The sequence below is a fragment of the Kribbella sindirgiensis genome (assembly GCF_004331435.1).
In the GTDB taxonomy this organism is placed as follows: domain Bacteria; phylum Actinomycetota; class Actinomycetes; order Propionibacteriales; family Kribbellaceae; genus Kribbella; species Kribbella sindirgiensis.
On the sequence record NZ_SJKA01000003.1, the window covers coordinates 302,262 to 323,214 of the forward strand.

The 20,953-nt window shown below is 67.6% G+C and carries 35 protein-coding genes and 1 pseudogene; 1 reads left to right on the forward strand and 35 read right to left on the reverse strand.

The features are described from left to right. Position 1 precedes the first annotated feature (1 nt). The 14 genes from E0H50_RS09860 to E0H50_RS09925 form a co-directional block, all read right to left on the reverse strand. Positions 2-766, reverse strand: a complete 765-nt coding sequence (locus tag E0H50_RS09860) for a hypothetical protein (RefSeq protein ID WP_131286325.1) — start codon at positions 764-766, stop codon at positions 2-4. After that, a complete protein-coding gene (locus E0H50_RS09865; protein WP_238150873.1) occupies positions 759-1,382 on the reverse strand; it encodes a SigE family RNA polymerase sigma factor in 624 nt (207 codons plus the stop codon). Before E0H50_RS09865 ends, E0H50_RS09860 begins: the two co-directional genes overlap by 8 nt. After that, positions 1,351-2,607, reverse strand: coding sequence for a zeta toxin family protein (locus E0H50_RS09870; RefSeq protein ID WP_131286326.1), 1,257 nt, complete (start codon positions 2,605-2,607; stop codon positions 1,351-1,353). Before E0H50_RS09870 ends, E0H50_RS09865 begins: the two co-directional genes overlap by 32 nt. Beyond that, complete coding sequence (locus tag E0H50_RS09875) at positions 2,604-2,891, reverse strand: hypothetical protein (protein WP_131286327.1); 288 nt, start codon at positions 2,889-2,891, stop codon at positions 2,604-2,606. The genes E0H50_RS09870 and E0H50_RS09875 overlap by 4 nt, the downstream gene beginning before the upstream one ends. A 39-nt stretch (positions 2,892-2,930) precedes the next feature. Next, positions 2,931-3,530 (reverse strand): class I SAM-dependent methyltransferase, encoded by a 600-nt coding sequence (locus tag E0H50_RS09880; protein WP_131286328.1) that lies wholly within the window; start codon positions 3,528-3,530, stop codon positions 2,931-2,933. After that, a complete protein-coding gene (gene truA / locus E0H50_RS09885) occupies positions 3,523-4,335 on the reverse strand; it encodes a tRNA pseudouridine(38-40) synthase TruA (protein WP_131286329.1) in 813 nt (270 codons plus the stop codon). The genes E0H50_RS09880 and truA overlap by 8 nt, the downstream gene beginning before the upstream one ends. A 60-nt stretch (positions 4,336-4,395) precedes the next feature. Further along, positions 4,396-5,079: a 50S ribosomal protein L17, sunset domain variant gene (rplQ, locus tag E0H50_RS44655; protein ID WP_131286330.1), complete on the reverse strand. Its 684-nt coding sequence runs from the start codon at positions 5,077-5,079 to the stop codon at positions 4,396-4,398. A 70-nt stretch (positions 5,080-5,149) separates the two neighbouring features. Beyond that, positions 5,150-6,175, reverse strand: coding sequence for a DNA-directed RNA polymerase subunit alpha (locus E0H50_RS09895; protein ID WP_130384620.1), 1,026 nt, complete (start codon positions 6,173-6,175; stop codon positions 5,150-5,152). A gap of 100 nt (positions 6,176-6,275) precedes the next feature. Beyond that, entirely contained in the window at positions 6,276-6,884 is a 609-nt protein-coding gene (gene rpsD, locus E0H50_RS09900; protein WP_131286331.1) for a 30S ribosomal protein S4, read from the reverse strand. Positions 6,885-6,910: 26 nt separating this feature from the next. Then, the gene (rpsK, locus tag E0H50_RS09905; protein ID WP_131286332.1) at positions 6,911-7,318 is read right to left on the reverse strand and encodes a 30S ribosomal protein S11; all 408 of its coding nucleotides are present in this window, start codon (positions 7,316-7,318) and stop codon (positions 6,911-6,913) included. Between the two features lie 35 nt (positions 7,319-7,353). Further along, positions 7,354-7,725, reverse strand: coding sequence for a 30S ribosomal protein S13 (rpsM, locus tag E0H50_RS09910; RefSeq protein WP_131286333.1), 372 nt, complete (start codon positions 7,723-7,725; stop codon positions 7,354-7,356). A gap of 198 nt (positions 7,726-7,923) precedes the next feature. Beyond that, positions 7,924-8,037 (reverse strand): 50S ribosomal protein L36, encoded by a 114-nt coding sequence (gene rpmJ, locus E0H50_RS09915; RefSeq protein ID WP_008361054.1) that lies wholly within the window; start codon positions 8,035-8,037, stop codon positions 7,924-7,926. A 33-nt stretch (positions 8,038-8,070) separates the two neighbouring features. Further along, complete coding sequence (gene infA / locus E0H50_RS09920) at positions 8,071-8,292, reverse strand: translation initiation factor IF-1 (RefSeq protein WP_012923661.1); 222 nt, start codon at positions 8,290-8,292, stop codon at positions 8,071-8,073. A gap of 97 nt (positions 8,293-8,389) precedes the next feature. Then, complete coding sequence (locus E0H50_RS09925; RefSeq protein WP_131286334.1) at positions 8,390-8,719, reverse strand: winged helix-turn-helix transcriptional regulator; 330 nt, start codon at positions 8,717-8,719, stop codon at positions 8,390-8,392. 76 nt (positions 8,720-8,795) lie between these two features. On the opposite strand from E0H50_RS09925, the gene E0H50_RS09930 reads away from it, so the two are divergent. Next, complete coding sequence (locus E0H50_RS09930) at positions 8,796-9,653, forward strand: NAD(P)-dependent oxidoreductase (protein WP_131286335.1); 858 nt, start codon at positions 8,796-8,798, stop codon at positions 9,651-9,653. Here E0H50_RS09930 and E0H50_RS09935 read toward each other — a convergent pair. The 21 genes and pseudogenes from E0H50_RS09935 to rpsS form a co-directional block, all read right to left on the reverse strand. Then, positions 9,634-10,449: a hypothetical protein gene (locus E0H50_RS09935; protein ID WP_131286336.1), complete on the reverse strand. Its 816-nt coding sequence runs from the start codon at positions 10,447-10,449 to the stop codon at positions 9,634-9,636. The genes E0H50_RS09930 and E0H50_RS09935 overlap by 20 nt on opposite strands. Continuing rightward, positions 10,446-10,892, reverse strand: coding sequence for a DUF1707 SHOCT-like domain-containing protein (locus E0H50_RS09940; protein ID WP_131286337.1), 447 nt, complete (start codon positions 10,890-10,892; stop codon positions 10,446-10,448). The genes E0H50_RS09935 and E0H50_RS09940 overlap by 4 nt, the downstream gene beginning before the upstream one ends. Positions 10,893-10,956: 64 nt before the next feature. Next, positions 10,957-11,778: a type I methionyl aminopeptidase gene (gene map, locus E0H50_RS09945; RefSeq protein WP_420323240.1), complete on the reverse strand. Its 822-nt coding sequence runs from the start codon at positions 11,776-11,778 to the stop codon at positions 10,957-10,959. A gap of 10 nt (positions 11,779-11,788) precedes the next feature. Further along, a complete protein-coding gene (locus tag E0H50_RS09950) occupies positions 11,789-12,361 on the reverse strand; it encodes an adenylate kinase (RefSeq protein ID WP_202868082.1) in 573 nt (190 codons plus the stop codon). Beyond that, positions 12,361-13,662, reverse strand: coding sequence for a preprotein translocase subunit SecY (gene secY / locus E0H50_RS09955; protein ID WP_131286339.1), 1,302 nt, complete (start codon positions 13,660-13,662; stop codon positions 12,361-12,363). The genes E0H50_RS09950 and secY overlap by 1 nt, the downstream gene beginning before the upstream one ends. A 135-nt stretch (positions 13,663-13,797) precedes the next feature. Then, positions 13,798-14,238, reverse strand: a complete 441-nt coding sequence (rplO, locus tag E0H50_RS09960; protein WP_131286340.1) for a 50S ribosomal protein L15 — start codon at positions 14,236-14,238, stop codon at positions 13,798-13,800. Between the two features lies 1 nt (position 14,239). Further along, positions 14,240-14,422, reverse strand: a complete 183-nt coding sequence (rpmD, locus tag E0H50_RS09965) for a 50S ribosomal protein L30 (RefSeq protein WP_131286341.1) — start codon at positions 14,420-14,422, stop codon at positions 14,240-14,242. Then, the gene (gene rpsE, locus E0H50_RS09970; protein WP_131286342.1) at positions 14,422-15,021 is read right to left on the reverse strand and encodes a 30S ribosomal protein S5; all 600 of its coding nucleotides are present in this window, start codon (positions 15,019-15,021) and stop codon (positions 14,422-14,424) included. The genes rpmD and rpsE overlap by 1 nt, the downstream gene beginning before the upstream one ends. Before the next feature lie 28 nt (positions 15,022-15,049). Next, a complete protein-coding gene (gene rplR / locus E0H50_RS09975; RefSeq protein ID WP_131286343.1) occupies positions 15,050-15,433 on the reverse strand; it encodes a 50S ribosomal protein L18 in 384 nt (127 codons plus the stop codon). Between the two features lie 2 nt (positions 15,434-15,435). Further along, on the reverse strand, positions 15,436-15,978 hold the full coding sequence (gene rplF / locus E0H50_RS09980) for a 50S ribosomal protein L6 (RefSeq protein ID WP_131286344.1): 543 nt from the start codon (positions 15,976-15,978) through the stop codon (positions 15,436-15,438). A gap of 27 nt (positions 15,979-16,005) precedes the next feature. After that, entirely contained in the window at positions 16,006-16,413 is a 408-nt protein-coding gene (gene rpsH / locus E0H50_RS09985) for a 30S ribosomal protein S8 (RefSeq protein ID WP_131286345.1), read from the reverse strand. Positions 16,414-16,507: 94 nt separating this feature from the next. Next, positions 16,508-16,693, reverse strand: a complete 186-nt coding sequence (locus tag E0H50_RS09990) for a type Z 30S ribosomal protein S14 (protein ID WP_012923674.1) — start codon at positions 16,691-16,693, stop codon at positions 16,508-16,510. A 1-nt stretch (position 16,694) separates the two neighbouring features. Further along, a complete protein-coding gene (gene rplE, locus E0H50_RS09995; protein ID WP_131286346.1) occupies positions 16,695-17,267 on the reverse strand; it encodes a 50S ribosomal protein L5 in 573 nt (190 codons plus the stop codon). After that, positions 17,267-17,656, reverse strand: a complete 390-nt coding sequence (gene rplX, locus E0H50_RS10000) for a 50S ribosomal protein L24 (RefSeq protein ID WP_238150874.1) — start codon at positions 17,654-17,656, stop codon at positions 17,267-17,269. Before rplX ends, rplE begins: the two co-directional genes overlap by 1 nt. A gap of 1 nt (position 17,657) precedes the next feature. Beyond that, positions 17,658-18,026, reverse strand: a complete 369-nt coding sequence (rplN, locus tag E0H50_RS10005; protein ID WP_012923677.1) for a 50S ribosomal protein L14 — start codon at positions 18,024-18,026, stop codon at positions 17,658-17,660. Between the two features lie 94 nt (positions 18,027-18,120). Beyond that, positions 18,121-18,417 carry a 30S ribosomal protein S17 gene (gene rpsQ / locus E0H50_RS10010; RefSeq protein WP_131286347.1) on the reverse strand — a complete coding sequence of 99 codons (297 nt, stop codon included), beginning with the start codon at positions 18,415-18,417 and terminating at the stop codon, positions 18,121-18,123. Further along, positions 18,414-18,698, reverse strand: a complete 285-nt coding sequence (rpmC, locus tag E0H50_RS10015; protein ID WP_131286348.1) for a 50S ribosomal protein L29 — start codon at positions 18,696-18,698, stop codon at positions 18,414-18,416. The genes rpsQ and rpmC overlap by 4 nt, the downstream gene beginning before the upstream one ends. Further along, positions 18,698-19,117 (reverse strand): 50S ribosomal protein L16, encoded by a 420-nt coding sequence (gene rplP, locus E0H50_RS10020; protein WP_130384638.1) that lies wholly within the window; start codon positions 19,115-19,117, stop codon positions 18,698-18,700. Before rplP ends, rpmC begins: the two co-directional genes overlap by 1 nt. A 3-nt stretch (positions 19,118-19,120) precedes the next feature. Continuing rightward, the gene (gene rpsC, locus E0H50_RS10025) at positions 19,121-19,996 is read right to left on the reverse strand and encodes a 30S ribosomal protein S3 (RefSeq protein ID WP_131286349.1); all 876 of its coding nucleotides are present in this window, start codon (positions 19,994-19,996) and stop codon (positions 19,121-19,123) included. Between the two features lie 157 nt (positions 19,997-20,153). Next, positions 20,154-20,603 (reverse strand): annotated as a pseudogene (rplV, locus tag E0H50_RS10030) (50S ribosomal protein L22); the annotation flags it as partial. A gap of 55 nt (positions 20,604-20,658) precedes the next feature. After that, on the reverse strand, positions 20,659-20,940 hold the full coding sequence (rpsS, locus tag E0H50_RS10035) for a 30S ribosomal protein S19 (protein ID WP_130384641.1): 282 nt from the start codon (positions 20,938-20,940) through the stop codon (positions 20,659-20,661). Positions 20,941-20,953: the final 13 nt, after the last annotated feature.

Below are 20,953 nucleotides of genomic sequence, written 5' to 3' on the forward strand. Positions count from 1 at the left end.
GCTACCAGTCCTTGAGCGCGCTCAGGTAGGTACCGCCGGACGGGCGGACCGAGCCCGTCATGAACAGTTTCAGCGGCGCGGAGTACAGCCCGTACGTGTGGCTGCCGGTGAAGAAGCCCGACGACGTGCATCCGTCGTACACGACCCAGATCTCCTTGGTACCGGCTGCGGTGTCGAAGCGGAGTGCGATCGCCTCGGACGGCTTGGCGACCTGCGGAGCGCACTTGAACACCGGCAGGTCCGGGTTCCGCTCCGGGAGCACCTTGATCGCGTTGACCACCTGCTGCGCGACAGCAGCGCTGAACTGCTCCTGTCCGAGCAGACCGCCCGCACCCGTGCTGTAGCGGCACGCGCGAAGACCGGCCACCGGTGTGTTCAGGTCGAGTCCCGTCCCAGCCGGTACGTCGTTGGGCGCCGCAGCCTGCTGGATCGGGTGAGAGATCGGGCAGGCTGCGTTCTCGGCGTTCGAGGCCACGCCATGTGAGGACCGCGGCTCAGGTGCGGCCTCTTTGCCCGCGGAAGCCGAGTCGCTCTGGCTGGTGGCTACCGGTGACTCACCGCCCAGCAAGCCCCACACGCCTCCAACAGCCGCAACGACCAGGACTGCACCCGCAGCCATCGACAACGCCTGCCGGCGGCGGCGCACTCGTCGACGTGCCTCACGGGCCAGACCGGACGTCTGCATGTCCTGAGTACCCGCCTGGTCCTGGAACGCAGAGGTGAACTTGGGGCCGAGCTCCTGCTCTGGGTCGTGCTGCTCAGGCATCCTCGGCTCCTTCCGTGCTCAGTGTGGTCTTCAACGCAGCCAGTGCGCGGTGGACGTGCGACCGCGCCGTCGCCTCCGCGCAGTGCAGCAGCTGGGCGATCTCGGCGTACGACAGTTCCTCGTAGAACCGCAGTACGACGGCAGCTCGCTGCTTGTCCGGGAGGGTCGCGCACAGGTCCCAAATGGCATCCGCCTCCGCGCGGGCCGCCGTACCGTCCGAGACGGCGCGCGCCGTGCGCACCGGGTCGTCGACCGGCGCCTCCCGCCGGCGGAACCGCCGCCACCAGGAGATGTGCGCGTTCACCACCATCCGCTTCACGTACGCCTCGGGGTCGTCGGCCCGGCTCACCCGGCCCCAGCGTGCACAGGCTGTCGTCAGAGCGTCCTGTACGGCGTCCTCGGCCAGGTTCGCGTCACCGGTCAGGACATACGCGAACCGCAGCAGGGCATCCGCCTTCTCGGTGACCCACACCTCGAAGTCGAGCGGCCCCGTCCGAACCTCAGCTGCCGCCAAGACTGCCTCCATACCCCTCAGGACGCCGGTGGACCGCTGTCCGTTGCAGTACGGCACCGTCCGGCCGAGGTCACCGAGCCAACCGACCGTTGTCTCCGCCACCACGCTCGTCCCGAGCCGCACCCTGTCCCCGCTGCGGCCGCTGCTCCCCCGCAGACTGCGAGTGCGCGTCGGCCCCAGGCACAGAGATACCAGACGCAGGGCTCTGCTCAGCCTGCAACCGCACCGCAAACCGCTCCCAGTCATGCTCCACCCGCCCCTGCTGCGGCTGCGGTTGCTGCGGCTGCGGTTGCTGCTGCGGCACCTGCTCCTGCCATGGCTGCGCCACGTGCTGCTGATGCGGCGCATACCGCGGAGGCGGAGGCATCTGCTGCTGGGGCTGCTGGGGTTGCTGGGCGGCGGCTCGGGCGGCGTCGGCTTGGGCTTTCAGGGCGGTGAGGCGTTGGTGTTCGGCGAGTTTGGGGGCGGCGGTTTGGTGGAGTTTGGCCAGCAGGCGGTGGCCCTCGGGGGTTGCCATCAGGGGCATTGCCCTGAAGTGGTCCTTGAGGGGGCGCCGGGCCAGTTCGGCCAGTTTGTTGTAGCCGCGGACGAAGTGGTTGACCTCGCGGTCGGTCCACGGGCGGTTGCGCTCGGTCTCGATCGCCCAGCGGCTGGACCCGATCTGGTGCCGCCAGACGCCGTTCTTCCGCTCGTTCGTGAACACCGGCTCGGCCTCACCCCGCCGGTACACGTGCACGCCGTCGGCGACACCCTCCGCCTCGATCGCGTCCGCGGTGTCCAGCATCTGGCGGTACAGCTGGTCGTGCTGCTCGGCCGAGATCCACCGGCCGTACCCGACCTCCTGCCGGCTGTCGTTGAACCGCTCCATGATCCCGAGCTGGCTCTGCGACTCGTGCACGGCCGCGATCGCGACCTCGACCCGGTACCCCTGCTCCTGGAACGACCGCATCAGGTCGAGGTCGCCGATCGGGTACGGCACGACGACGTCCATCCGCCGCGCCTTGATGTCGTGGAACGCCCACCCGCGCCACTGCGCCGCGTCGTCCGCATGCCCGACGGTCGCGTGGTAGTCGTCGTCGAGCGCCGCCCCCGCGTAGTCGGGGTGTTTCTCCAGCAACTCGTCGTGATCGAGGACGTACGCCTTCTTCATGCCGAGGCGTTCCATCGCCGCCGCCTGCATGGTCGTCTTGCCCGCGCCGGGCTGTCCGAGGATGAACAGCACGGTGGGCTGCCGCCACGGCGGGCGCCCACGGCCGTGCTTGGCGATGCCGGGCTGGATCCGCCGGCGGTAGAAGTCGGCCAGCTTCTCCTTCGGCAGCTGGCTCATTGCCGGCCGGCGCGGACCCTGGCGAGCAGCTCGGGGAACTCCGCGTTGATCCGCGCGATCTCGGCCCCGTCGTCGGGAGACAGCCCGCGCCGCAGCTCCTCGTACTCGGCCGACACCTCCGCCAGCCGATCGGCCTCGGCGTGGTCACCGGCGTCGTCCGCGGCGCCGATCCGGGCGCTGTACGCCGCGATCACCGCACCGATGCGATTGCGCGCCGACTCGAACGCCCGCTCCTCGTCGAACGACCAGCGCGGATCCGGCTCGCTGCTCCCCGTTTCCGTCATCCAGGCAACGATATCCCGGATATGGATGCCTGAGGCAAATTAATCCCGGCGGGCTCGCAGCACCCGGAAACCCTTGGCGCTCCCGGTCCGCTCACACGGATACCCCTGCTCGGTCATCCACCGCTGCAGCGAGTCACCGCCCAGATTCTTTCCGACAACGAACCGCGCGGTCCCACCCGGCGCGAGACGTTCCAGCCAGCGCAGCAACATCTTGTGGAGTTCGGGTTTGCCGATGTGGATCGCGGGGTTCGACCAGATCTCGTCGAACAGCACGTCCTCCGGTACGTCGTCCGGCAGCACCGCCCGCACCCGGTCCGAGACCCCCGCAGCCTTGGCGTTCTCCACCGTCAGCTCGAGCGCGCGCGTGTTCACGTCGACCGCCCACACCGTTGCCTCCGGCACCTCTGTCGCCAGCGCGCACGCGATCGGCCCGTAGCCGGTCCCGAGGTCGAGGAACGTCCCCGCTGCGCTCGGCGGTTCCACCGAGCGCAGGAGAACCGACGTACCGATGTCCAACCGGTCTCGGGAGAACACCCCGGTAGCCGTCGTGAAGACGTACGACCGTCCCCAGATCTGGGCTTCGACGGTACGCCGTACGTCCGCCGACTGCGGCTCCGCCGAAAAGAAGTGGTCACCCACGCTGATGTACCTCTCCTCGCACCTGTCGGGCCTGCAACGCCCGCGCGGCCAGCTCGCCGTCCGCCGGGTAGCGCACCTCTTCCAGTGTCAGCCCGTGCGCCGGCAGAACGGACACAGCCGAGTCCCGCACCTTCCCAGCCAGTACGGCGGCCGGCCACTCGACGTCCCGACGCCCGTCACCCACCGGGATCATCGACCCCACCAGTGCTCGCACCATCGAGTGACAGAAGGCATCTGCGATCACAGTGCCCTCCAGCTGCCCTACGCCGGTCCGCCGCCACGAGAACTCCAGCAGGGCCCGCACCGTGCTGGCGCCTTCCCGCTTCTTGCAGAATGCCGCGAAGTCGTGCTCTCCGAGCAGACCGGTCGCGGCAGCGTTCATACGATCCACATCCATCGGCCGCCCAACCCGCAGCACATGGCCCCGGGTGAGCGGGTCCCAGCCGGCTGGGTCGTCACACAGCCGGTACACGTACCGGCGGGCCAGGGCGGAGAACCGGGCGTCAAAGCCCTCAGGAGCCGCCGTGACGGCCGTGACAGCTACGTCCGCGGGCAGGACGCCGTTCAGCCCTCTCAAGAGCCTCAGCGGGTCCACAGCGCCTTCCACGTCGACGTGGGTGACCTGTCCCCGGGCGTGCACGCCCGTGTCGGTCCGTCCGGCACAGGTCACGATCACCGGCTCCGGCAGCCGCAGTACGACGCGAACCGCCTCTTCGAGCTCCCCCTGCACGGTACGGAGACCCTCCTGACGGGCCCACCCGTGAAAGGCCGCTCCGTCGTACCGAAGATCAATCCGCCAACGCACACGGCAATCTAACGCAACAGCGCCCCCTCACCGTGCGGTGAGGGGGCGCTGAAGGAGTGCTTACTTGTCGTCGTCCGACTCGCCGGCCTTGGCGAAACCGGCCGCCTCGGCGTCTTCCGCGGTCTTGAACCAGACCTCGGCGACGGTCTGCTCGTACCACGGGGACTCGGTGGTGTGGTACTTCATCGAGTTCTCGTTGCCCTTGACCGGGTAGCCCTCCGGCGCGGAGCCGTCGGCGATCGGGGCGGCCGAGTTGTCGTACTTACCGGTCACGACGTCCTGAACCGGCGCGTCCTCGACCTTGTCCTCGACCTTGGTCTCGGCGGCCGCGGCCTTCTTCGCCGGCGCCTTCTTGGCGGCCGTCTTCTTCGCCTTCGGCGAGTCCGACAGCGCCTCGACCAGCTCGATCTTCACCATCGGGGCGTTGTCGCCCTTGCGCGGGCCGAGCTTGGTGATCCGGGTGTAGCCACCCGGGCGGTCGGCGTACCGCTCGCCGATCTCGGTGAAGAGCACGTGCACGACGCTCTTGTCCTTGATCCGCTTCATCACCTGGCGGCGCGAGTTGAGGTCACCACGCTTCGCCTTGGTGATCATCTGCTCCGCCAGCGGCTGCAGGCGCTTGGCCTTGGCCGCGGTGGTGGTGATGGCGCCGTGCTCGAACAGCGACGTCGCGAGGTTGCTGAGGATCAGCTTCTCGTGCGCCGGGCTGCCGCCCAGCCGGGCACCCTTGGTGGGGGTTGGCATCTCGATAACTCCAGGAATCTAAGGCTCGTCGAGCCGTTGCGGATGTAGGGCCCGACGGGCCTTGGTCAGCTCAGTACTGCTCGGTCTCGGCGAAGCTCTCGTCCTCGTCGTCCGCCTCGTTGCCGTAGGCACCGGACGCGGCGCGCAGGTCGAAGCCGGGAGGCGAGTCCTTCAGCGACAGGCCCATCTCGGCCAGCTTCAGCTTGACCTCGTCGATCGACTTGGAGCCGAAGTTCCGGATGTCCAGCAGGTCCTGCTCGCTGCGCGAGATCAGCTCACCCACGGTGTGGATGCCCTCACGCTTCAGGCAGTTGTACGACCGGACGGTCAGCTGCAGGTCCTCGACCGGCAGGGCCAGGTCGGCGGCCATCTGCTCGTCGACCGGCGACGGACCGATGTCGATGCCCTCGGCCTCGACGTTCAGCTCACGGGCCAGACCGAACAGCTCGACCAGGGTCTTACCGGCCGACGCGACGGCGTCGCGGGGCAGCATCGACGGCTTGGTCTCGACGTCGACCACGAGCCGGTCGAAGTCGGTGCGCTGCTCGACACGGGTCGCCTCGACCTTGTAGGTGACCTTGAGGACCGGCGAGTAGATCGAGTCGACCGGCATCCGGCCGATCTCGGCGTCGGCGGACTTGTTCTGTACGGCGGACACGTAGCCGCGGCCCCGCTCGACGACCAGCTCCATCTCGAGCCGGCCCTTCTCGTTCAGGGTGGCGATCTTCAGGTCCGGGTTGTGCACCTCGACACCGGCCGGCGGCGCGATGTCGGCGGCGGTGACGTCACCGGGGCCCTGCTTGCGCAGGTACATGGTGACCGGCTCGTCGTGCTCGGAGGAGACGACCAGGTCCTTCAGGTTCAGGATCAGCTGGGTCGCGTCTTCCTTGACACCGGCGACGGTCGAGAACTCGTGCAGGACACCGTCGATCTTGATGCTGGTGACGGCCGCCCCCGGGATGGAGGACAGCAGGGTCCGGCGGATCGAGTTACCGAGGGTGTAACCGAAGCCCGGCTCCAGCGGCTCGATCACGAACCGCGAGCGGTACTCGTCGACGACCTCTTCGGTCAGGGTGGGGCGCTGTGCGATAAGCACTTCTGTCTTCTTTCTGTTCCGCGACGACCACTATTTGAGGTCGCGAAGGAAGAACGCACCGATCCGGCCGGCGGCCCGCAGGCCGCCGGCCGGAACCGGGTCAGTTCTTCGAGTAGAGCTCGACGATCAGGTGCTCGGCGACCTGGGTGTCGATCTGCTGCCGGGTCGGCAGCTGGTGGACGAGGATCCGCAGCCTTTCGGGCATCACCTCGAGCCAAGCCGGTACGACGCGCTCGCTGTGCGTCTCCCGGGCGATGATGAACGGCGTCGTCTCGACCGACTTCTGCTTGACATCGATGATGTCGTGAGCGGAAACGCGGTACGACGGGATGTTCACCTTGACGCCGTTCACGGTGAAGTGACCGTGGACGACGAGCTGACGGGCCTGCCGGCGCGTCCGGGCCAGGCCGGAGCGGTAGACCACGTTGTCCAGGCGGGACTCGAGGATCTGCAGCAGGTTGTCACCGGTCTTGCCGGAGCGCCGCGAGGCCTCCTCGTAGTACCGGCGGAACTGCTTCTCGAGGACGCCGTACGAGTAACGCGCCTTCTGCTTCTCGCGCAGCTGGAGCAGGTACTCGCTCTCCTTCGGGCGGCCGCGGCCGTGCATACCCGGCGGGTACGGACGACGCTCGAACGCCTTGTCGCCACCGACGAGGTCGACCCCGAGACGGCGCGACTTCTTGGTCATAGGTCCGGTGTAACGGGCCATGGTTCGCTACCTTCCTCTCTCTGGGGTCAGACCCGGCGCCGCTTCGGCGGGCGGCATCCGTTGTGGGCGACTGGGGTGACGTCCTGGATGGTGCCGACCTCGAGGCCGACCGCACCCAGCGAACGGATCGCGGTCTCACGGCCGGAGCCGGGACCCTTGACGAACACGTCGATCTTGCGCATGCCGTGCTCCATCGCCCGGCGCCCGGCGGCCTCGGCGGCCATCTGCGCGGCGAACGGGGTCGACTTGCGCGAACCCTTGAAGCCGACGGTGCCCGCGGAAGCCCACGAGATGACCGCGCCGGTCGGGTCGGTGATCGTCACGATCGTGTTGTTGAACGTGCTCTTGATGTGCGCGTGGCCGGCGGCCACGTTCTTCTTCTCCTTGCGGCGCACCTTCTTCGCGCCGGCCGCGGTGCGGCTCTTGGGAGGCATAGGTCAGTTGCTCCTGGGGTCGACGGTCATCCGGGTCACTTCTTCTTCTTGCCGGCGATCGCCTTACGACGACCCTTACGGCTGCGGGCGTTGGTGCGGGTGCGCTGACCGCGCACCGGCAGTCCGCTGCGGTGCCGGCGACCCTGGTACGACCCGATCTCGATCTTGCGGCGGATGTCCGCGGTCACCTCGCGACGGAGGTCACCCTCGATCTTGTAGTTGCCTTCGATCCAGTCCCGGAGCTTGACCAGCTCTTCGTCGCCCAGCTCGTGGACGCGCTTGTCCGGGGAGACCCCGGTGTTCTTCAGCGTTTCCAGGGCCCGAGTACGGCCCACACCGAAGATGTAGGTCAGAGCGACCTCGATGCGCTTGTCGCGCGGCAGGTCGACTCCTACGAGGCGTGCCATGTGGCGGTGTTCCTTTCGTCAGCAGAGGTGTGGTGGCGCGCTGCGTCCTTGCCCGCCTCGGTGATTCGTACCCGCTTCTCATTGGGTAGAGCACCGGCAAGGCCCCGGCCTCTGTTCCGGGGGCAACGTCCGGGACGGATCCCGGACGAGCATGCGCGCTGTGGTGCGAAAGTGCCGTGTTCCTGCGTGAAGGCTTTGTCAGCCCTGCCGCTGCTTGTGCCGCGGGTTCTCGCAGATCACCATGACCCGGCCGTGACGGCGGATCACCTTGCACTTGTCGCAGATCTTCTTGACGCTCGGATTGACCTTCATCGAGCTACTTTCTTCGACAGGTGTTGGTGGGTCTTACTTGTACCGATAGACGATCCGACCCCGGGTGAGGTCGTACGGCGACAGCTCCACGACGACCCGGTCCTCGGGGAGGATCCGGATGTAGTGCTGCCTCATCTTGCCGCTGATGTGCGCGAGCACCTTGTGCCCGTTGGACAGCTCAACACGGAACATCGCGTTCGGCAGGGCCTCGACGATGGTGCCCTCGAGTTCGATAACTCCCTCTTTTTTGGGCATGTCCTCGCACTTCTGTAGACGTGACTGGCTATGGCCACAAAGTAGCCAAGGACCGAGTGTACGCCAGACACCCAGGCGAAACCCAATCGAGACCCGGTCAGCGCACCCGCGAGGCCTCGAGCTCGGTCAGATGCTCCGATCCCCAGGTGTCCAAGGGTATCAGCGCTTCGTTGAGTGATCGCCCGAGTTCGGTGAGTGAGTACTCCACCTTCGGCGGCACCTGGTGGAACACCTCCCGGTGCACGATGTCCCGCGATTCCAGCTCCCGCAGTTGCTGGATCAGCATCTTCTCGGTGACCCCGGAGATCTCCCGCCGCAACTCCCCGAACCGCATCGGCCCGTGGTGCAACGCCCACAGGATCCGCGGCTTCCACTTCCCGCCGATCACATCGGCGGCGGCGTCCAGGCCACAGGTGTAGGCGCGCATACTTACCCTTCCGTCAGTACCTGACTATTTAGTGGGTACTTGTCCATCCTAAAGCTTAAGCACCAGGGTGGACGGCATGAAGACACCTGTCACCGTCCTTGGGCTCGGGGCGATGGGGACCGCTCTCGCCCGGGCCTACCTGGCCGCCGGCCATCCGACCACCGTCTGGAACCGCACCCCCGGCCGCTCTCCCGAACTCGACGCGGTGCGCGCCGCGACAGCCGCCGAGGCGATCGCCGCGAGTCCGCTCGTGATCGTCTGCCTGCTCGTCGACGACACCGTCCGCAGCACACTGGACGGCATCGATCTGAGCGGCAAGACAGTCGTCAACCTCACCAACAGCACTCCCGACCAGGCCCGCGCGACCGCGGAACGAGTCTCGGCCGCGGGAGCGCAGTACGTCGACGGCGGGATCATGGCAGTGCCCGCGATGATCGGCGGTCCCGCGGCGTTCATCTTCTACAGCGGCGTACCGGAAGCGTTCGAGAAGCACCGCGCCGATCTGTCCGTGCCGGCACGTCCCGAGTACGTCGGCGCCGATCCGGGGCTCGCAGCCCTGTACGACATCGCCTTGCTGAGCGCGATGTACGGGATGTTCGGCGGCGCCCAGCACGCGCTGGCGCTGGTCGGCACCGAGAACGTCCCGGCCGGACCGTTCACCGAACGCTTCCTCTTCCCGTGGCTGACCGCGATGCTCGGCTCGCTGCCTCCCATCGCCGAGGATCTCGACAACGGGCCGGGCGACACCGCCGGCTCGAACCTCGCGATGCAGGCAGCCTCCTTCGACAACCTGACCGAAACGTCCATTGCACAAGGCGTCGACCCGATGCTGGTGGCGCCGATGGGCGAACTGCTGCGCAGGGCAGTCGCCGCTGGGCACGGCGACGGGGACCTCGCGGCGCTCATCGGCGTACTCAGGACTCCTGCTGAGTAGCCGCCCACTGCTCACCCGCACGCCAGACCTGCTCGGGCATCAGGTCGAGCAGGTCGCAGGCCGCGTCCAGTTGGGCGAGGGCGGTGGTCGTGTCGCGGTACGCCGGAAGGATCGCGACGAATCGCCTGCCCTCACAGCTGAAACCGAACGCCGGTACGTCGGCCAGCGCCTCGACCGCCCGCGGATGCAGGACCGCCGTCGCGTGGTCCTCGCGCCCGTTGAACAAGCCGTACCGCGCCGGCAATCCGTCGATCTGCAAAGGCAGCGGCAGGTAGCCGGCTGCCGCGACCGGCGCCAGTGCGGTCGGCAGCACCTGCAACGGCGGCAGGGGCCGCTCCACGTGCAGATCAAGGAAGTCGAAGCCGAGTTCACGGCGCCGGACCTTGTGCCGGAACCGTCCGGTCCAGAACTCCCGGCCGCGATGCCGCCCGGACGTCACGTCGACGACCTCGGCCTTCGGGTCCACGTCGAACGGTGGGAACGGCCAACGATCCAGGAGTTCCGTCCCGGACGCGCTGATCCGCCATCCGAGCTGCCCGGCGGCCTCGGCCCACGCCCGTCGCCGCCGGCCGTCACGGACCCGCAGCAGCACCGTGAACCCGATCAGCACCAGGAACCAGGCCAGCACCATCCAGCCCACCCAGCGCGGTTCCAGCAGCAGCCCGGCGATCGCCAGCGGTACGGCGACGGCGAACCAGATCACGTAGACGATCGCAGCCCCTTGGTGCAGCTGCCACGCCAGGTCGGACCGCAACCGCGGTCCGGTGACGCGGTGGCTGACCTGGGCCGCCGTCAACGGCGTCTGCCCAGGCCGCCGAGGGCGATGACCGCCCACGGGATCAGCAGCCAGACCGGCCAGAAGTGCGGCCAGTGCCCGCCGTTGCCGAGACCGATCACGAACCAGATCACCACGTTGATCATCACGACGCCGGTGAAGCCGCCGATCGCTCCGGCGCGGCCGTGCGGGTGGTTGTCCTTCTTCCGCTCCGGGAAGTTCCCCGGCTCGGGCGCCGGCTTGCGGTCCTGCACCACCTTGGGCGTCTCGTACGTCCGGACCGCCGGCAGGTCCCGCACCAGCGGCTCGAGCTCGCCGTACGTCTGCACGGTGTAGAGCTGGTCGAGCCGGGACGAGAACTCGGGCTGGTCCAGCCGCCCGTCCGCGAACGCGTCCCGCAACCGCCCGGCGATCTTGTCCCGGTCGGCTTCGGTGAAACGCTGGTGCGGCTGGTACTGAGGCATGTCACAAGTGTGCCTCAGCCCCGGTCCCCTCCGCGTCCCCCAACGGGTGGACCCACAGGGTCCGTCAGTCGGCCAGGGCGCCGAACTTGACGCCGAGGTCGGCGAGGTGGGATTCGCCGCCGTCGAGGGCGGTCAGGACCCACGGGCCGGCCGGGGTCAGCGTGAACGTGTGCTCGGTGTGGGCGGCGTACCGGCCGTCGTCGGTGACGACCGTCCAGTCGTCCTCGAGCGTGTGGTTGTCCTGCTTGCCGAGCGTGAGCATCGGCTCGACGGCCAGTGCCATCCCCTCGACCAGCTTCGGGCCGCGCCCGGGGCGGCCGAAGTTCGGCACGTTCGGCGGCTGGTGCATCGCTGAACCGATCCCGTGCCCGACGAAGTCCTCGACGATTCCGTACGACGAGTTCGCGCGGACATGCGCCTCGACCGCGGCCGAGATGTCCGACAGCCGCCCGCCGAGCCGCGCCGCGGCGAACCCGTGCCACATCGACTCCGCGCAGATCCGGGCGAGGTCCAGCAGCTCCGCGTCCACCTCGCCGACCGGCACGGTGATCGCGGCGTCGCCGTGCCACCCGTCCACGATCGCACCGCAGTCGATCGAGATCAGGTCGCCGTCGGCCAGCACCCGGTCGCCCGGGATGCCGTGCACGATCTCGTCGTTCACCGACGCGCAGATCGAGCCGGTGAACCCGTGGTACCCCTTGAACGACGGCGTCGCGCCGGAGGACCGGATGTTGTCCTCCGCGATCGCGTCCAGCTCGCCGGTGGTGATTCCGGCCCGGACCGCACCGCGGAGCAGCTCCAGCGTCCGGCCGACCACCAGGCCGGCCTTCCGCATGGAGAGGATCTGCTCGCGGGTCTTGATCTCGATACCGCGGTCCCTGAACATCACGTCCGGTCTACTCCGTGACGGTCTTCAGCGCGACGAGGACGCGCTCACTGACCTCTTCGATCTCGCCGACGCCGTCGACCTCGACCAGCAGGCCGCGCTCGGCGTACACCTGCAGCAGCGGCTTGGTCTCGGCCGTGTAGACGTCCTGCCGGTGCCGGACGACCTCTTCGGAGTCGTCCGTCCGGCCCTCGATGTGGGCCCGCTTCGTCATCCGCTCGACGAGTACGTCGATATCGGCGACCAGCGCGACGACGGCGTCCAGCTTGTGACCGTGGTCGGCCAGGATCTCGTCCAGCGTGCCCACCTGGGCCAGCGTCCGCGGGTACCCGTCGAGCAGGAAGCCCTCGCCCGCGTCGGCCTCGGACAGCCGGTCGCGCACCATCGAGTTCGTGACCTCGTCCGGGACGTAGTCGCCGGCGTCCATGTACCGCTTGGCCTCGATCCCCAGCGGCGTCTCGTCCTTCACGTTCGCACGGAAGATGTCGCCGGTGGACACGGCCGGGATCTTCAGGCGTTCCGCAAGCACCTTTGCCTGCGTGCCCTTGCCCGCCCCGGGCGGACCCATCAGCAACATTCTCATCAGCGCAGGAACCCTTCGTAGTTACGCTGCTGCAGCTGACTCTCGATCTGCTTCACCGTGTCGAGTCCGACGCCGACCATGATCAGGATCGACGTACCGCCGAACGGGAAGTTCTGGCTCGCGTTCAGCAGGACGAGAGCGACCAGCGGGATCATCGAGATCGCCGCGAGGTAGATCGCGCCGGGCAGCGTGATGCGGTCCAACACGTACTTCAGGTATTCCTCGGTCGGCCGGCCCGCCCGGATCCCCGGGATGAAGCCGCCGTACTTCTTCATGTTGTCGGCGACCTCCTTCGGGTTGAAGGTGATCGAGACGTAGAAGTACGTGAAGAAGAGGATCAAGGCGACGTACGTCACCATGTAGATCGGGTGGTCGCCCTTGACCAAGTGGGCCTGGATCCAGTTGGACCAGCCCTTGCCTTGCTGGAACTGACTGATCAGGACCGGGAGATACATCAGGCTCGAGGCGAAGATGACCGGGATGACACCGGCCTGGTTCACCTTCAGCGGGATGTACGTCGACGTTCCGCCGAACATCTTCCGGCCGACCATGCGCTTCGCGTACTGCACCGGGATCCGGCGCTGAGCCTGCTCGATGAAGATGACCGCGGCCATGATGACGAGGCCGATCGCGATCACCACGACGAAGGTGGTGACGCCCTTCTGCTTGCGGATGCTCCACAGCTGGGTCGGGAAGGTGGCGACGATCTGGGTGAAGATCAGGATCGACATGCCGTTACCGACACCACGGTCGGTGATCAGCTCGCCGAGCCACATGACGACGCCGGTGCCGGCGGTCATGGTCAGCACCATCACGGTGATGGTGAACCAGTCGTCCTTGTACAGCAGCGGCTCGTTGCAGCCCTGGAACAGCCGGCCCGGCGTCCGCGCCAGCGCCACGAACGCGGTGGACTGCAGGATCGCCAGCCCGACGGTCAGGAACCGGGTGTACTGCGTGATCTTGCCCTGGCCCGCCTGGCCTTCCTTCTTCAGCGACTCCAGCCGCGGGATCACCACGGTGAGCAGCTGCAGGATGATGCTGGCGGTGATGTAGGGCATGATGCCGAGCGCGAAGATCGCGAGCTGCAGCAGTGCCCCACCGGAGAACAGGTTGATCAGGTTGTAGAGGTTGGCGTTCTGGCCGCCCTGGGAGATCTTGATACACGTGTCCAGGGACTGAACGTTCACGCCGGGGGCCGGCACCACGGAGCCGATCCGGAAGATCACGACGATGAAGAGCACGAACAAGATCTTCCGGCGCAGGTCCGGAGTCTTGAACGCGTTGGCAAAGGCGCCTAACACCCTGTCCTCCCACAAGTTTCCCTTGCCGCGGGCACGGCAGGGGCCTAGCTAAGCCGCTGGGCAAGAGACGAACCAGGGCCCGTCCGACCGGCGCAGGATATCAAGCACCGGCCGTTACGAGCCCTGGACCTCGTGTCACACCTCGGACGTGGTCCCCCCGGCCGCCTGGATCTTGTCCGTGGCGGACTTGGAGAACTTGTTGGCCGAGACCTGCAGTGCCACGGTCAGTTCGCCGTCACCCAGTACCTTGACCGGCTGACCGCTACGGACCGCGCCCTTGGCCACCAGGTCGGCAATGCCGACCTCGCCACCTTCGGGGAACAGTTGTCCGAGCTTGTCCAGGTTAACGACCTGGAACTCCACTCGGTTCCTGCTCTTGAAGCCCTTCAGCTTCGGGAGCCGCATGTGCAGCGGCATCTGGCCACCCTCGAACCACTCGGGGATGTTGTTACGCGCCTTGCTGCCCTTGGTACCGCGGCCGGCGGTCTTGCCCTTGCTGCCCTCACCACGACCCACGCGGGTCTTGGCGGTCTTGGCACCGGGCGCCGGACGCAGGTGATGAACCTTGAGCGCCATGTCAGTCGACCTCCTCGACGGTGATGAGGTGGCGAACCGCACGCACCATGCCGCGAACCTCGGGCTTGTCCTCGTGGACGGCGCTGTCGCCGATCCGCTTGACGCCGAGGGTGCGCAGCGTGTCGCGCTGGTTCTGCTTGCCACCGATACCCGAACGGATCTGGGTCACCTTCAAGCGTGCCATCAGGAAGCCGCCTCCGCCCGCGCCTTCAGCAGGGCCGCCGGAGCGACGTCCTCAACCGGCAGGCCACGGCGCGCGGCCACGGCTTCCGGGGTCTCCAGGCTGCGCAACGCCTCAACGGTGGCGTGCACCACGTTGATGGAGTTGGACGAACCCAGCGACTTGCTGAGGATGTCGTGGATCCCCGCGCACTCCAGTACGGCGCGCGCCGAGCCACCCGCGATCACACCGGTACCGGGCGCGGCCGGGCGCAGCAGCACCACGCCGGCGGCCTTCTCGCCCTGGACCGGGTGCGGAATGGTGCCCTGGATCCTCGGCACCTTGAAGAATGCCTTCTTGGCCTCCTCGACACCCTTGGCGATCGCCGCGGGCACCTCCTTGGCCTTGCCGTAACCCACACCGACGGTGCCTTCGCCGTCGCCGACGACCACGAGGGCGGTGAAGCTGAAGCGACGACCGCCCTTCACGACCTTGGCGACACGGTTGATGGCTACCACGCGCTCGATGTAGGCGGTCTTGTCCGCCTGCTGACCGCGACCACCGTCGCGGCCACGGCGCTCACCACCGGCGCCGCCTCCGCGACGCTGCTGGCCTCCGCTCATTTCGAACTACCTTCTTCCCTTGTCGCCATCAGAAGCCGAGCCCGCCCTCGCGGGCGGCGTCGGCCAGGGCCGCGATGCGGCCGTGGTACTTGTTCCCGGCCCGGTCGAAGACGACCGAGTCGATGCCGGCGGCCTTGGCCCGGTCGGCGATCAGGCCGCCGACGGTCTTGGCCTTGTCGGTCTTGTTCGCCTCCGCGCCCCGCAGGTCGGCCTCCATGGTGGAAGCCGAGACCAGCGTCTTGCCGGCGACGTCGTCGATGACCTGCGCGAACAGGTGCTTCGACGACTTCGAGACCACCAGGCGCGGCCGCTCGGCCGTGCCGTTGATCTTCTTCCGGACCCGGATCTGCCGACGCAGCCGGGAAGCCGTCTTCTTGGCGGAGTGCTTGTGCGGACGCAGTCCGATCGCCATGGTTACTTACCAGCCTTTCCGACCTTGCGGCGCACCTGCTCGCCCGCGTACCGCACACCCTTGCCCTTGTACGGCTCGGGCTTGCGCAGCTTGCGGATGTTGGCGGCGACCTCACCGACGGACTGCTTGTCGATGCCGATGACCGAGAAGCGGGTCGGCGCCTCCACGTTGAAGGTGATGCCCTCGGGGGCGTCGACCGTGATCGTGTGGCTGTACCCGAGCGAGAACTCCAGCTGGGTCGGTCCCTTGGACAGGACGCGGTACCCGACGCCGACGATCTCGAGCTTCTTCTCGTAGCCGTCCGTCACGCCGGTCACCAGGTTGGCGATCAGAGTGCGGGACAGGCCGTGCAGTTCCTTGCTCTTGCGCTGGTCGTCCGGGCGGGTCACGGCGATCGCGCCGTCCTCGTCCCGGTTGACCACGATGGGCTCAGCGACGACGTGCGACAGCTGACCCTTGGGACCCTTCACAGTGACCGTCTGGCCGTCGATCGTGACGTCGACGCCGGACGGGACCGTGACCGGGAGCTTACCGATGCGAGACATTGCAGTGGTCCTCCTTCCGGTTCTTCGTCACCAGACGTAGGCGAGGACTTCCCCGCCAACGCCCTTGTTCTTGGCCTGACGGTCGGTCAGCAGACCCTGGGACGTCGAGATGATCGCGACGCCCAGGCCACCGAGGACCTTGGGCAGGCTGGTCGACTTCGCGTAGACCCGCAGGCCCGGCTTGCTGATCCGGCGGACGCCCGCGATGGAGCGCTCCCGGCTGGGGCCGAACTTGAGGTCGACGATCAGGGTCTTGCCGACGGTGCCCTCCTTGGGCTCCTCCACCTTGTAGGAGGAGATGTAGCCCTCCTGCTGGAGGATGTCGGCGATGCCCTGCTTGATCTTGCTGTACGGCATCGAGGTCGACTCGTGGTACGCCTGGTTGGCGTTGCGCAGACGCGTCAGCATGTCTGCGATCGGGTCGGTCATCGTCATGGCCTGGGGCCTCTTTCCCGCCGTGGTTTCGCCGTCCGGCGACCTACGGTGACTAGATGGTGGTGAATGGGGAGAAGTTCGGGGGTGGAGACGGTCACCAGCTGGACTTGGTCACGCCGGGCAGCTCGCCCCGGTGCGCCATCTCCCGCAGGCAGATCCGGCACAGGCCGAACTTGCGGAAGACCGCCTTCGGCCGGCCGCAGCGCTGGCAGCGCGTGTAGCCACGCACCGCGAACTTCGGCTTCCGGGCCTGCTTGACCTTGAGTGCTGTCTTCGCCACGTCAGTTCTCCTTGAACGGGAAGCCGAGCGCCCGCAGCAGGGCCCGACCCTCGTCGTCGTTCTTCGCGGTGGTCACCACGGTGATGTCCATGCCCCGGACCCGGTCGATCCGGTCCTGGTTGATCTCGTGGAACATCACCTGCTCGGTCAGACCGAAGGTGTAGTTCCCGGTGCCGTCGAACTGCTTCGGGGACAGGCCGCGGAAGTCGCGGATCCGGGGCAGCGCGAGCGCCAGCAGCCGGTCCAGGAACTCCCACATCCGGTCGCCGCGCAGCGTCACGTGGGCGCCGATCGGCATCCCCTCACGCAGCTTGAACTGCGCGATCGACTTGCGGGCCTTGGTGACCTGCGCCTTCTGGCCGGTGATCGCGGCCAGGTCCTTCACGGCGCCCTCGATCAGCTTCGAGTCGCGAGCCGCCTCGCCGACGCCCATGTTCACCACGATCTTGGTGAGCCCGGGCACCTGCATGACGTTCTCGAACTTGAACTGCTCGTGCAGCTGGCCGACGATCTCCTCGCGGTACTTCGTCTTCAGCCGCGGCTGGACCTTGGTCTCCGAAACTGCGGTGCTCATCAGATCTCCTCGCCGGTCCGCCGAGCGATCCGGACGCTCCGGTAACCGGTGTACGTCGAACCGTCGGGACGGCGCTTCTGGACCTCGACGCGGTTGTAGCCGACGCGCGTGGTCACCTTCTCCTTCTTGCCGTCCTTCTCGACCTCGACGAGAAGCGCCACGTTCGAGACGTGGATCGGGGCTTCCTGGGTGACGATGCCACCGGTGGTGCCGCCGCGCTGGGCCTGCTGCACCTTGGTGTGCTTCTTCACCCGGTTGACGCCCTCGACGATGACCTTCTCGTCGTTCGGGAAGACCTGGATGATCTTGCCCTCAAGGCCCTTCGAACGACCCGAGATCACGCGGACCTGGTCGCCCTTCTTCACGTTCAGCTTCTTCTGCTGGGCCATCTCAGAGCACCTCCGGCGCGAGCGAGATGATCTTCATGAAGCGCTTCTCCCGCAGCTCCCGGCCGACCGGCCCGAAGATACGGGTGCCGCGCGGCTCGCCGTCGGCCTTCAGGATCACCGCGGCGTTCTCGTCGAAGCGGATGTAGGAGCCGTCCGGACGCCGGCGCTCCTTCACGGTACGCACGACGACCGCCTTGACGACGTCGCCCTTCTTCACACCACCGCCGGGGATCGCGTCCTTGACGGTGGCGACGATCGTGTCACCGACACCGGCGTAGCGCCGACCGGAGCCACCGAGAACGCGGATGCAAAGGATCTCCTTCGCGCCCGTGTTGTCGGCGACCTTCAGTCGCGACTCCTGCTGGATCATCTGTTGATCTCCTGGTTGTCTCGCTGGTTCTCACTCACGTGAGCCTTGCGGAACGAATAATTTCGAATGGTTGCCGATCGCATGACCGGAACGGCTACTTGGCCTTCTCGAGGATCTCTACGACGCGCCAGCGCTTGGTCGCCGACAGCGGCCGGGTCTCCATCAGGAGGACGCGGTCGCCGATCCCGGCGGCGTTCTGCTCGTCGTGCGCCTTGAGCTTGCTGGTGTGCCGGATGACCTTGCCGTACAGCTTGTGCTTGACCCGGTCCTCGACCTCAACCACGACGGTCTTGTCCATCTTGTCGCTCAGCACCAGGCCCTCGCGGGTCTTCCGGCGGCCTCGCGCCTCGGTGGTCGTGCTCACGGTCTCGTCCTTCGTGTTCTCGGTCATGCGTTGGCCTTCTCACTGTCGTCCGCAGCTTCGTCGGCGTCGGCCTCGTCCTTTGCGACCGGGGCGTCGACCTCCTCGGTGATCCCGAGCGCACGCTCGGACAGCACCGTGTAGATGCGAGCGATGTCCTTGCGGACGGCGCGCAGCCGGCCGTGGGACTCCAGCTGGCCCGTGGCAGCCTGGAACCGGAGGTTGAACAGCTCCTCCTTGGCTTCACCGAGCTTCGTCAGCAACTCGTCCCGGCCCAGGTTCCGCAGCTCGGCGGCGGTCAGGGTAGCCATCAGTTCTCACCTGCCTCTCGGGTGATGAAGCGGCACTTCATCGGCAACTTGTGAATCGCGCGGCGCATCGCCTCGCGAGCGATGTCCTCCGGCACACCGGAGAGCTCGAACATCACGCGACCGGCCTTCACGTTGGCGATCCACCATTCCGGCGAACCCTTACCGGAACCCATCCGGGTCTCGGCCGGCTTCTTGGTCAGCGGGCGGTCCGGGTAGATGTTGATCCACACCTTGCCGCCACGCTTGATGTGCCGGGTCATCGCGATACGCGCGGCCTCGATCTGCCGGTTGGTGACGTAGTGGCTCTCCAGCGCCTGGATGCCGAAGTCACCGAACGCCAGCGTCGTACCGCCCTTGGCCGCGCCGGAGCGCGTCGGGTGGTGCTGCTTGCGGTGCTTGACCTTGCGGGGGATGAGCATTGTTCAGCTCTCCGTTCCGGTCGTCTCGGCAGCCTTCTCGGCCGGCGCGGACGCCTCGGCGGCCGGGGCCGCGTTGTTGTTGCGCGCGTCGTCACGCCGGTCGCCACCGCGACCGCCACGGTCACCACCGCGACCGCCACGGTCGCCGCCGCGTCCGCCACGGTCACCGCGGTCGCCACCGTCGCGACGGGCCGGACGGCCACGCTGCTGGGTAGCGGCGCGGGCAGCAGCCTGCGCCTCGCGCTCGGCGCGGGTGCCGGCGACGTCGCCCTTGTAGATCCAGACCTTCACGCCGATCCGGCCGAAGGTCGTCCGGGCCTCGTAGAAGCCGTAGTCGATGTCGGCCCGCAGCGTGTGCAGCGGAACGCGACCCTCGCGGTAGAACTCCGACCGCGACATTTCCGCGCCACCGAGCCGGCCGGAGCACTGGATCCGGATGCCCAGGGCACCGCCACGCATGGTGGTCTGCATCGCCTTGCGCATCGCGCGGCGGAACGCCACGCGGCCGGACAGCTGCTCGGCCACGCCCTGCGCGACCAGCTGGGCGTCGACCTCGGAGTTCTTCACCTCGAGGATGTTCAGCTGCACCTGCTTGCCGGTGAGCTCCTCCAGCGAACCGCGGATGCGGTCCGCCTCGGCGCCACGGCGGCCGATCACGATGCCCGGACGGGCGGTGTGGATGTCGACCCGGACCCGGTCACGGGTGCGCTCGATCTCCACCCGAGAGATACCGGCACGCTCCATGCCCTTGCTCAGCAGACGACGGATCTTGACGTCCTCGCCCACGTAGTCCTTGTACAGCTTGTCGGCGTACCAACGGCTCTTGTGGTCGGTGCTGATGCCGAGACGGAACCCGTGCGGGTTTACCTTCTGTCCCACGTCAGGACTCCTTCTTCTCAGCGGTGGCCTTCTTGGCGGTCGCCTTCTTCGCGGTCGCCTTCTTGGCCGGCTTCTCGGCGGCCTCGGCCGGCTTGTCGGCGGCCTTCTTGGCCGCCTTCTTCGCCGGTGCCTTCTTCGCCGTGTCGGCGGTGTCCGCGGACTTCTTCGCGGCTGCCTTCTTGACCGGGGCCTTCTCGACCGGCTCGGCCTCGACGACGCGCGGCGCGACGACCACGGTGATGTGGCTCGTGCGCTTGTCGATCCGGGTGGCCCGGCCCTGTGCCCGCGGGCGGTGACGCTTCAGCGTCGGGCCCTCGTCCACGTAGGCCTTCGCCACGACCAGGTCGGCGCGGTTCAGGTGTTCGGTGCCCTCGGCGTTCGCCGCGGCGCTGTCGACGACCTTGTACACGGTCGCGGCAGCGGCCTGCGGGGCGAACTTCAGAGTGGCGAGTGCGTCGTCGACGCCCAGACCGCGCACCAGATCGACCACGCGGCGCGCCTTCATCGGCGTCACGCGGACGAAGCGCGCGACCGCGAAGGCCCCGGGCTGCTCGCCCAGCAGGCTCTCGCGACGGGCGCTGATCGCCCTACGCTCTTGAACGCTCATGATGTTCGAATCTCTCCGTAGATTGCTTTCGCTTCGTCACTGACCCCGTGCGGGATCAGCGACGCCGTGACTTCCGGTCGTCCTTCTCGTGACCCTTGAACGTCCGGGTCGGGGCGAACTCGCCGAGCTTGTGCCCGACCATCGAGTCCGTCACGAACACCGGCACGTGCTTGCGGCCGTCGTGCACCGCAATCGTGTGGCCGATCATGTCCGGCACGATCATCGATCGCCGGGACCAGGTCTTGATGACGTTCTTGGTGCCCTTCTCGTTCTGCACCTCCACCTTCTTGGCCAGGTGGTGGTCGACGAACGGGCCCTTCTTGAGGCTGCGTGGCATGTGGCCGGCTCCC

Bases quoted from the DNA above. Each gene is read 5' to 3' on its own strand.
- infA (WP_012923661.1), bottom strand. From the start codon at position 8,292: ATGCCCAAAAAAGAGGGAGTTATCGAACTCGAGGGCACCATCGTCGAG.
- E0H50_RS09950 (WP_202868082.1), bottom strand. From the start codon at position 12,361: ATGAGAATGTTGCTGATGGGTCCGCCCGGGGCGGGCAAGGGCACGCAG.
- rpsM (WP_131286333.1), bottom strand. From the start codon at position 7,725: ATGGCACGCCTCGTAGGAGTCGACCTGCCGCGCGACAAGCGCATCGAG.
- map (WP_420323240.1), bottom strand. From the start codon at position 11,778: ATGTTCAGGGACCGCGGTATCGAGATCAAGACCCGCGAGCAGATCCTC.
- rpsS (WP_130384641.1), bottom strand. From the start codon at position 20,940: ATGCCACGCAGCCTCAAGAAGGGCCCGTTCGTCGACCACCACCTGGCC.
- rpsE (WP_131286342.1), bottom strand. From the start codon at position 15,021: ATGAGCGGAGGCCAGCAGCGTCGCGGAGGCGGCGCCGGTGGTGAGCGC.
- rplQ (WP_131286330.1), bottom strand. From the start codon at position 5,079: ATGCCAACCCCCACCAAGGGTGCCCGGCTGGGCGGCAGCCCGGCGCAC.
- rplR (WP_131286343.1), bottom strand. From the start codon at position 15,433: ATGGCGATCGGACTGCGTCCGCACAAGCACTCCGCCAAGAAGACGGCT.
- rplF (WP_131286344.1), bottom strand. From the start codon at position 15,978: ATGTCTCGCATCGGTAAGCTCCCGGTCACGGTCCCGTCCGGCGTCGAC.
- E0H50_RS09930 (WP_131286335.1), top strand. From the start codon at position 8,796: ATGAAGACACCTGTCACCGTCCTTGGGCTCGGGGCGATGGGGACCGCT.
- E0H50_RS09925 (WP_131286334.1), bottom strand. From the start codon at position 8,719: ATGCGCGCCTACACCTGTGGCCTGGACGCCGCCGCCGATGTGATCGGC.
- rplO (WP_131286340.1), bottom strand. From the start codon at position 14,238: ATGGCGCTCAAGGTTCATCACCTGCGTCCGGCGCCCGGTGCCAAGACC.
- rplX (WP_238150874.1), bottom strand. From the start codon at position 17,656: ATGGCCCAGCAGAAGAAGCTGAACGTGAAGAAGGGCGACCAGGTCCGC.
- rplN (WP_012923677.1), bottom strand. From the start codon at position 18,026: ATGATCCAGCAGGAGTCGCGACTGAAGGTCGCCGACAACACGGGCGCG.
- E0H50_RS09940 (WP_131286337.1), bottom strand. From the start codon at position 10,892: ATGCCTCAGTACCAGCCGCACCAGCGTTTCACCGAAGCCGACCGGGAC.
- E0H50_RS09875 (WP_131286327.1), bottom strand. From the start codon at position 2,891: ATGACGGAAACGGGGAGCAGCGAGCCGGATCCGCGCTGGTCGTTCGAC.
- rpmC (WP_131286348.1), bottom strand. From the start codon at position 18,698: ATGGCTACCCTGACCGCCGCCGAGCTGCGGAACCTGGGCCGGGACGAG.
- rpsD (WP_131286331.1), bottom strand. From the start codon at position 6,884: ATGGCCCGTTACACCGGACCTATGACCAAGAAGTCGCGCCGTCTCGGG.
- E0H50_RS09860 (WP_131286325.1), bottom strand. From the start codon at position 766: ATGCCTGAGCAGCACGACCCAGAGCAGGAGCTCGGCCCCAAGTTCACC.
- rpmD (WP_131286341.1), bottom strand. From the start codon at position 14,422: ATGGCACGCTTGAAGGTGACCCAGATCCGTTCGGGTATCGGTGGCAAG.
- rpmJ (WP_008361054.1), bottom strand. From the start codon at position 8,037: ATGAAGGTCAATCCGAGCGTCAAGAAGATCTGCGACAAGTGCAAGGTG.
- rplP (WP_130384638.1), bottom strand. From the start codon at position 19,117: ATGCTCATCCCCCGCAAGGTCAAGCACCGCAAGCAGCACCACCCGACG.
- E0H50_RS09870 (WP_131286326.1), bottom strand. From the start codon at position 2,607: ATGAGCCAGCTGCCGAAGGAGAAGCTGGCCGACTTCTACCGCCGGCGG.
- rpsK (WP_131286332.1), bottom strand. From the start codon at position 7,318: ATGCCTCCCAAGAGCCGCACCGCGGCCGGCGCGAAGAAGGTGCGCCGC.
- rplE (WP_131286346.1), bottom strand. From the start codon at position 17,267: ATGAGCACCGCAGTTTCGGAGACCAAGGTCCAGCCGCGGCTGAAGACG.
- rpsQ (WP_131286347.1), bottom strand. From the start codon at position 18,417: ATGACCGAGAACACGAAGGACGAGACCGTGAGCACGACCACCGAGGCG.
- rpsH (WP_131286345.1), bottom strand. From the start codon at position 16,413: ATGACGATGACCGACCCGATCGCAGACATGCTGACGCGTCTGCGCAAC.